Source organism: Burkholderia sp. Ac-20353 (genome assembly GCF_017104785.1).
Taxonomy (GTDB): Bacteria; Pseudomonadota; Gammaproteobacteria; order Burkholderiales; family Burkholderiaceae; genus Burkholderia.
Window position 1 is genome coordinate 20,337 of the sequence record NZ_JAAGPL010000111.1, and the last position, 8,908, is coordinate 29,244.

The following is an 8,908-nucleotide window of genomic DNA, read 5'->3' on the forward strand; positions in this document are numbered from 1 at the left end:
CCTTCAGACGGCCGCGGCGCCCGCGACGATTTCGCACAGCTCGGTGGTGATTTGCGCCTGCCGGGTTTTCTGGTACAGATGCCGCAGACCATGCAGCATGCGATCGGCGTTCTCCGTCGCGGTCTGCATGCTGAACATCCTCGCGCATTGCTCGCACGCATAATTCTCGACGACGGCCTGATAGAGCATCGCCTCGACGTAGCGCAGCAGCAGCGTGTCGACCACCGGTTTCGGCCCGGGCTCGTACAGGTAGTCGGACGATGTGCCGCCGTCGGTCGCCGCGTTGCCGTCGAGCCCCGCGACGGGCAGCACCATGTCGATCCGGGGATCGTAGGTCAGCGGGCTCGTCAGGCGGTTGTACGCGACATGCACTTCGTCGAGTTCGCCGTTGACGAAGGCGGTCAGCGGGACGAGCAGCGCACCGAGCAGCGCGTCGAATTGCGGCTCGCCGGCGAGGCTGCCCGAGCGCGCGGCGATGTTCGCGCCGTGGCGCGACAACGGCGCGACGCCGCGCGCGCCGATCACGCTCAACTCGCATGCGATGCCGGCCTGATCCCAGCGTTCGAGCGCGTCGATGCACTGGACGAGGAGCCGCGCATTGAGCGGGCCGCACAGCCCGCGATCGGTGCTGACGACGATCAGGCCGACACGACGCACCGGTTCGCGCCGCGCCATCAACGCCGACACATGGTCGGGCCGGTCGCGGAGCACACGTTCGACCATCGACTTGATGCTGGCCGCATACGGCCGGAAATCGCGCGCGCGCCGCTGCGCGCTCGCCATCTTGGTGCGCGCCATCATCTCCATCGCCCGCGTGATCTTGCGCGTGGACGACGTGCTGGCGATTTTCGAGCGGATTTCACGAATGTGCATGACTTCCAGGCCGAGAAGGCGCCGGAGGTTGCCGGCGCGCGTTTGCGGGGCGACGCGCGTGCCGCCCGGGAACCGTGCCGCGGCGGCCGACGTCATGCCGTCATGGCGCAATCCATGCTATCGGGACTTCACCTGAAATGATTGACCGGAATCAAACAATCGTCCGATGTATCGCACCAGAATCCACTGCGTGCAGATCGTCACGCGGGCGCCGGATGTCATGCGAGCGTCACATGCTGTCGCGCATCCTGATGGCCCGTGCACGCGACACTGCGGAGGCCTGCCCGATGTCCGAATCCCGTCAGCAGCAATACGATGCGTTGATCGCGCAGCACACGCGCCGCGTGCCGGACCGCGCGGCTTTTCTCACCCTGCATCCCGCTACCTGAGAGACCCATGAAATCCCGCGAATCCAAACCTGCCGTGAAGCCGGCTCCCGCATTGCCGATCTTCTGGCCGATGGCGGCCGCCGCGACGATGTTCGAGATCGGCTCGGAAATGACCGCGCGCAATCTCCACTTCCTCGCGGAAGAGGAGAAGCTGCACTTCGGGCTGCATCCCGCGCTCGCTTCCGAAAACCGGCCGCTGCTCGAGCTGCGCACGATGACGTTCCGCGACTATTCGGCCGCGCCGGTGCAAGGGCAAGGACAGGGAAAAGCGCATCGCCATGAACAAGGACTGCCAACGATCGTCGATGCACCATACGCGGGCCACAGCGCGATGATCGCCGATTACCTGCCGGGCCAGAGCCTGATCGAGACGCTGCGCGAGCACGGCGTGACGCGCGTGTTCCTGACCGACTGGCGATCCGCAACCGCCGACATGAAGGATCTCGAGATCGACCAGTATCTGGCCGAGCTGAACGTGTGCGTCGACGAGCTTGGCGGCAGGGTCAACCTCGTCGGGCTGTGCCAGGGCGGCTGGATGTCGGCGATGTACGCAGCGCGCTTCCCGCACAAGGTCGCGAGCCTCGTGCTCGCGGGGTCGCCGATCGACACGGACGCAGGCGATGGCCCGATCAGGCAGATGGTGCACACGTATCCGACGTCGTTCTACGAGGAACTCGTGGAAATGGGCGGCGGGCTAATGTGTGGCCGCTTCATGTTGCGGGGCTGGAAGAACATGCATCCGGACCAGCACTATCTCGCCGAGCACGTCGACCTGTACGAGCACCTCGACGATCCCGACTACCTGCGCAAGCGCGAAGTGTTCGCGAGCTGGTACGAAAGCCCGCTCGACCTGCCGGGCCGCTGGTATCTGCAGGCGATCGTGCAGCTCTTCAAGGAGAACCGGCTGGCAAAGGGCACGTTCGTCGCACTCGGCCGCACGCTCGACCTGAAGGACATCACGTGTCCCGTCTACCTGCTCGCCGGCGAGGCGGACGACATCACGACGCCGGAGCAGGTGTTCAATGCGCGCGACCTCGTCGGCACGCCCGCTTCGCAGGTGACGAGCCGGCTCGTTCCCGGCGGCCACATTGGCCTGTTCATGGGGTCGCGCACGCTGAAGGACGCGTGGCCGGGGATCGCCGCGTGGATCGCCGCGCAGGCGTAGACGGCGGACGGCGATCGTCGGCGCTGCGCGGCCGCGCCGAATGCAAGCTCACGCGCCGGCCAGCGCAGCCTCGAGCGCCGGCGGCGCGTGCGTGACCGTCACGTCCGGCGTGCCGTGCCACGCCGCGAGTTTCTTCACCGCCTTTGCGACGTCGTTTGCGAGCCCCGACCCGATCCGCACGCCCGGTTCGACGTGGACGGCCTTCAGTTCGAACGTGCCGAGCGCGCGATGCGCTTTCGCGTCGATCCGGCCGATCAGTCGTCCGCGATGCAGCACCGGCAGGCAGAAATAGCCGAAGCGCCGCTTGTGCGCGGGCGTATAGCACTCGATCGTGTAGTCGAAGTCGAACAGCGCGGACGCGCGCCGCCGGTCCCACACGACCGGGTCGAACGGCGACAGCAAGGTCGTGACCGTCGAGCGCAGCGTGTCGGCCTGCGCGTCGGGCAGCAGCGCGTCGAGCGAGCGGTGCACGTAGGCCGGCTCCTTCCAGCCGTCGACGGCGACCGGGATCAACTCGCCCGCGTTGGCGAGCGCGTCGAGCTCCGCGCGGTACGAGCGGCGCGGCAGCCGGTAGTAATCGGCGACCCAGTCGGCGCGCACGATCCCGAGCGCACGGCACGTGTAGTCGAGCAGCGCCGGCAGCACGGCTTCGCGCGGCGGCAGGTCGCGCGCGTCGTCCCAGCCGGGCAGCACGCGTTCGCGCACGTCGTACACGCGCTGGAAGTTGTGGCGCTCCGACACCATCAGGTCACCGGTCGTGAACAGCACCTCCAGATGGCGCTTCTCGGGTTTCCGATCCCACCAGCCGTTGCCTTTCACGCCGTCTTCGCGGGCGAAATCCGCTGAGCGCACGGGGCCTTCGGTGCGGATGTGCGCGAGCAACTGCGCGATGTCATCGCGGTTGTCCGCGTGCCAGTCAGCCGCGTATTTCCAGCCCATCCCCGACGGATCGAGCATCTTGTAGCGCATCAGCCCGAATTGCTCGACGGGCAGGAAGCAGGCTTCGTGCGACCAGTACTCGAACAGGCGCGCTTCGGCGAGATGTTCGTCGAGCCACTGCGGCGCGAACGCGCCGAGGCGGCTGAACAGCACCAGATACGGGCTGCGCGCGACGACGTGAATCGTATCGATCTGCAACTGCGCGATGCGGCGGATCGTGTCGAGCACGTCGGCCTTGGTCGCCTTGCGGCGGGGCGGGGTCAGCAGGCCCTGCGCGGCGAGATGCAGCGCGCGGGCGGCGGCGGGCGAGAGCGTGAACATCGGAGCGGTCGGAGCAGTCGGAGCGGGTGTCGGTCGGGCACCACTTTAGCGCGATTACGGCGCGCGCGCTCGACGTGTGCCCGACGTGGGATTGCGGCGCATCTGACAATCGTTGACAGACGCATTGTTCAAGATTCCCTATAGTGCACTCCATAGCGCGCGGCAACGTGCGCGCCGATTCCGCTTCCGACGCACGATATGTCCATGGCACGCAGGAAGCGAATCCGGGATTCTCAACCCCCAACGAGAGACCCGGAGCCCTGAGCGGACATCCACGCGGCTGAGCACCGGCCCCGTGTGGATGTCCGCTGATTTTTTTCTCTTTCCGTTTTTTTGTTCGCCCGAACGTACCCGTCAGCGCCGGCCGCGCGCGACTTCGTCGCCGGCATTCGGCGGCAGCCGGCGCGTGATCGGAATCGACGCGAACGAGCACAGCCCGACCACGACGAACGCGGGCCAGAAATCCGACCACACCATCGTCTGATGCCCCTGCGCCCAGTGAGACAGGTGCAGTACGAGCCCCGCGACGGTCACGCCGAGCCCGAGCGACATCTGCTGGACGACGCTGCCGAGGCTCGTTGCGCGGCCGGCGTCGCGCGGCGAGATGTCCGCGTAGATCATCGAGTTGAGGCTCGTGAACTGCAGCGCGGGAAAGATCCCGCCGACCAGCACGATCAGCCAGATCGCCCACGTCGCCATGCCCGGATGGAACACGCCGTACGCGGCGATCGCGAGGCCCGCGAATGCCGCGTTGTAGATCAGCACCGTGCGAAAGCCGTAGCGGCGCAGCGTACGGGTGGCCGTCGAGCGGCTCACCGCGCCGCCGAGCGCGGACGCGCAGGTGATCAGCCCGGAATGGAATGCGCTCATCCCGAGGCCTTCCTGCAGCGCGAGCGGCAGCAGGAACGGTACCGCGCCGAGGCCGATGCGGAACAGCGAGCCGCCTACGACGCTCGCGTGATAGGTCGGAATGCGCAGGAAGCTGAGGTCGAGCACCGGCCGCTCCTTGCGGCGCGCATACGGCACGTAGAGCGCGAGCAGCGCGCCGCCCGCGACGCACATCGTCAGCGCGTTGGCGCGCGCGGTCAGCGCGCCGTCGATCAGCGTGAGGCCCATCAGCAAAAGCGCGGCGCCGCTCGCGGACAGCAGGAAGCCGAACCAGTCGAGCGGGCCCGGATCGGGCTCGTGCGTGTTTGCGATGTGCTTGCTCGCGAGATAGATGCCGTACAGGCCGATCGGCACGTTGATGAAGAAGATCATCCGCCAGTGCAGGTACGTCGTGATGAAGCCGCCGACGAGCGGCCCGAAGGTCGGGCCGAACAGCGCGGGAATCGCGAGGTAGTTCATCGCGCGCACGAGATCCGCGCGCGGCACGGCACGGAAGATGATGATGCGGCCGACCGGCACCATCATCGCGCCGCCTACACCTTGCACGAAGCGCGCGAACGTCAGCAGCTCGAGCGAATTGGACGCGGCGCACAGCAGCGAGCCGACGACGAAGATGCCGATCGCGGTGCGGAATACGGAGCGGGCGCTGAAGCGGTCGGCGAGCCAGCCGCAGATCGGGATGAATACGCCGAGCCCGACGACGTACGCGGTGATCGCGATGTTCAGCGTGACGGGACTGTGCCCGAAGTCGCGCGCCATCGCGGGCAGGGCCGTGACGATGACGTTTCCGTCGACGCTTTCCATGAACAACGCACAGGCAACGATGAGCGGTGCAAGAAAGACGGGCGACATGGGCGGGGCGCGCGTAAAACGGCCATTATGCACCGTTTGCTGAAGATGCGTCACGCGCGGCAACGGTTGTTCCGCATGTTGCAACAGTCGTTCTTTTTAACGCGTGATGCAGAAAGAACGACTGGTCGTCTTGCGGCGCGCGCTGGGCGCGGTAAATGGTGCGAATCGCGCGACGCGAAACTTGCTTGATGCGCGCGTTTCGTGCGACAGTCGATGCCACTGCGGAACATGACAACGCGCATCGGTCGACGGCCATTGACACGTGCGCATCGCGCCTGCTGCGCGCCGGAGACCTCGTGCCGATCCACTCACCATCGCAAGGAGGGGATACGTCATGACGTTACGTCGTGCCGCATCGACCGCATCGCCACTTTCTCCGCCCGAGCGGCGCATCCACTGGGCCGCCGCGCTCGCCGTCACGTGTGTTGCCGTCGCGGGCTGCGCGGCGCCAACCGACAACGCGAGCCAGGTCGGGAACCAGGCAGCCGCCGCAGCCGTCATGTCCGCGGCGACTCTAGTTGCGGCTCCGAATCCGGCCGCGAATTCCGACGCGACTCCGGTTGCAACTCCCGCCGCACCCCCCGCCGCAAGCGCGTTGCTACCGCCGCCGAGCCAGCTCTACGGCGACCTGTTCGTCGCGGTGCAGACCGCGCAAATCTACCCGGACCAGAAGACCTTCGTCGACTCCACGCCGGACACCGATCCGGCCACGATCATCCAGTTGTATCAGCAACGAAAATCGCAGCCGGGATTCGTGCTGAAGACGTTCGTCGACCAGCACTTCACGCCGCCCGTCGACCACGGCGTGACGCCGCCGCCGAACCAGGCGCTGCGCGAGCATATCGACTGGCTGTGGCCGAAGCTCACGCGCACGAGCGCGACGGTGCCGCCGTACAGTTCGCTGATCCCGTTGCCGAAGCCTTACGTGGTGCCGGGTGGCCGGTTCCGCGAAGGCTACTACTGGGACACGTATTTCACGATGCTCGGCCTGCAGGAATCGGGGCGCGAGGATCTCGTCGGCAACATGCTCGACAACTTCGCTAACCTGATCGACACGGTCGGCCACGTGCCGAACGGCAACCGCACGTATTACGCGAGCCGCTCGCAGCCGCCGTTCTTCGCGTACATGGTCACGCTCGCCGTGCGGGCGGAAGGTGACAAGGTCTACCAGAAATACCTGCCGGCGCTGCGCAGCGAATACGCGTACTGGATGCAGGGCGAAAACACGACGCCGCGCGGCGGTGCGACGCGCCATGTGGTCGTGATGCCTGACGGCGCGATCCTGAACCGCTACTGGGATGCGAGCGGCACGCCGCGCGACGAGTCGTATCTCGAGGACATGCAGACCGCGCAGGCAGCGTCCGGCCGCAGCGCGAACGACGTGTGGCGCGACCTGCGCGCGGGCGCCGAAAGCGGCTGGGACTACAGCTCGCGCTGGCTTGGCGACGGCAGGACGCTTGCGACGATCCGCACGACGTCGATCGTGCCGGTCGACCTGAACAGCCTGATGTTCCATCTCGAGACGACGATCCGCCGCGGCTGCGCGATTGCGCGCGACACCGCATGCGTGGCCGACTTCACCGCGCGCACGCAGCGCCGCGCGGCGGCGATCAACCGCTATCTGTGGAACCGTCACGGCTACTACGGCGATTACGACTGGCAGCGGGGCCAGCCGCGCGACGCGGTCACGGCGGCCGCGCTGTTTCCGCTGTTCGCGGGCGTCGCGTGGCCGGAGCGCGCGAAGGCGACCGCCCGCGAAGTGCGCCGCACGCTGCTGCAGCCGGGCGGACTCGCGACGACGACCGCGACGACAGGGCAGCAATGGGATGCTCCGAATGGCTGGGCGCCGCTGCAATGGATCGCGATCGATGGCCTGCGCCGCTACGGCGAGCCCGCGCTCGCGAAGGCGATCGGCACGCGCTTTCTGGCGAGCGTGAAGCACGTGTATGCGACCGAGGGCAAGCTCGTCGAGAAATACGTGGTCGAGGGCGCCGGCGCGGGTGGTGGGGGCGGCGGCGAGTATCCGCTGCAGGACGGTTTCGGCTGGACCAACGGCGTCACGCTGAAACTGCTCGGGTTATACGGCGAATGACGGACGGGGATGCCGCCGCCGCAAGCGCGGCGGGGCGGAGCTTCATGCTCGTCGCACCCGCGACCGCGCGCGCCGCGGCAAGCTCACGAACGGCAATCCGGCAATCCGGCAAATCAGAACGTGATCGCGGTCCGCACGCCGACGACCGTTTCGTCGCCGATGCGCGCGCCCGGCGCATTCGGGTTCGGGATGCCACCCGACGGACGGAAGAAGTGCTGCAGGTCGGCCTGCAACTGCCACCACGGCGTGACCTGGTACTGATAGGTCGCCTCGATCACCGTCTCCGAGCTGCGCACCGGATAGCCGGGTGTCGTGTACGTGCCGACGTCGCCGTCGAGCGCGCGCGCATGCGAACCAATCTTCGCGTAACCGACCGCGAGGCCCGCGACGTCGTTGTCGCGGCCCGCGAACGGCGCCTTCAGCGTGACGCCCGCATTGATCGCGAGGTCGACCAGGTTGCGATCGCCCGGCGCGCCCATCACGCGCGCGAACACGCCGACCGAACGCGGGCTGTCCGCCGCCGGGCGCCACACCATCTGGTCCGCGACCGCATAGAAACCGTAGTTGCCGCGATGGCTCGCCGGCATCCCGTTGCTCGCCGGATTCGCGAGCGACAGGCCGTCCGTACCGTCGCGCAGGTCGTCGAAATGCTGCGACTGGTACCAGACGCCGAGCTTGTACGTACCCGGCAGGCCGGCCGGCTGCGGCGCCTTCGGGTCGGCCGGCGGTGCATTCAGCGCGTACTGGACTTCGCCGATCACGAGCGCGCCGCTGCGCAGGTTGAAGTTCGTGCCGTGCGCGTTCAGTTGCTGCGGGTCGCCGTTCATGCGGCCCGCCGGGTTGCCGTCGAATACGCCGGCCAGCACGGTCCACGCGTCGGACGGCTTCACGCGCAGCCGCACGCCGAGCGACGACAGCGGATACGCAGGGCCGCCTGCGGGCAGGTCGGTCGACGGCAGCACGGGCCAGCCGAACGTCGCGTTCATGAACGACGCCGCGTACTGGCTCACCATGAATTCCTGGTCGAGGCTCTGCTGGCCAACCTTTACGTCGACCTTGCCGTCGAGCAGCGCCTGCTGATACCACAGCTCCCACAGGCGCGTGGTCGAATTCGCCTCGATGCCGGTCGCGGTCTGCAGCGTCTGCAGGTTGCGCTGCGTGAGGTTGGTGCCGTGAATCTGCAGCGCGGACACGTTGAAGGTGCCGCCCGGCAGCCCGATCGCCTTGCCCGTATCGACGTTGAAGCCGAACTGCGTGAGGCCCTGGTATGCGCCGCCACGCTTCGTGCCGCCCGACGTGTTGTACAGGTACTCGCTGGTTTCCTGCAGGTTCAGCGTGACGCCGTGATCGCCGAGCAGGTCGCGCAGGCCGCCCATGTTGCCGAGCAGG

Annotated in this window: 7 protein-coding genes; 3 read left to right on the forward strand and 4 right to left on the reverse strand. The window is 67.4% G+C overall.

Translation table 11 applies throughout. The features are described from left to right. Positions 1 to 3: 3 nt before the first annotated feature. Entirely contained in the window at positions 4 to 873 is an 870-nt protein-coding gene (gene atpG / locus G3N94_RS26395; RefSeq protein ID WP_205795478.1) for an ATP synthase F1 subunit gamma, read from the reverse strand. A 233-nt stretch (positions 874 to 1,106) separates the two neighbouring features. Here atpG and G3N94_RS26400 point away from each other — a divergent pair, with 233 nt between their 5' ends. Then, positions 1,107 to 1,262 carry a hypothetical protein gene (locus G3N94_RS26400; protein WP_205795479.1) on the forward strand — a complete coding sequence of 52 codons (156 nt, stop codon included), beginning with the start codon at positions 1,107 to 1,109 and terminating at the stop codon, positions 1,260 to 1,262. Positions 1,263 to 1,332: 70 nt separating this feature from the next. Then, positions 1,333 to 2,427: an alpha/beta fold hydrolase gene (locus G3N94_RS26405; protein WP_241022087.1), complete on the forward strand. Its 1,095-nt coding sequence runs from the start codon at positions 1,333 to 1,335 to the stop codon at positions 2,425 to 2,427. Positions 2,428 to 2,475: 48 nt separating this feature from the next. Here G3N94_RS26405 and G3N94_RS26410 read toward each other — a convergent pair whose 3' ends face one another. Next, on the reverse strand, positions 2,476 to 3,687 hold the full coding sequence (locus G3N94_RS26410) for a crosslink repair DNA glycosylase YcaQ family protein (protein WP_205795481.1): 1,212 nt from the start codon (positions 3,685 to 3,687) through the stop codon (positions 2,476 to 2,478). Positions 3,688 to 4,041: 354 nt separating this feature from the next. Next, the gene (locus G3N94_RS26415) at positions 4,042 to 5,427 is read right to left on the reverse strand and encodes an MFS transporter (RefSeq protein WP_205795482.1); all 1,386 of its coding nucleotides are present in this window, start codon (positions 5,425 to 5,427) and stop codon (positions 4,042 to 4,044) included. 334 nt (positions 5,428 to 5,761) lie between these two features. Between G3N94_RS26415 and treA the strand changes: the two genes are divergently transcribed. Then, positions 5,762 to 7,519, forward strand: a complete 1,758-nt coding sequence (gene treA, locus G3N94_RS26420; protein ID WP_205795483.1) for an alpha,alpha-trehalase TreA — start codon at positions 5,762 to 5,764, stop codon at positions 7,517 to 7,519. Between the two features lie 113 nt (positions 7,520 to 7,632). On the opposite strand, the gene G3N94_RS26425 is transcribed toward treA, so the two are convergent. Further along, the coding region (locus tag G3N94_RS26425; RefSeq protein ID WP_205795484.1) for a carbohydrate porin at positions 7,633 to 8,908 on the reverse strand (1,276 nt) is incomplete at its 5' end.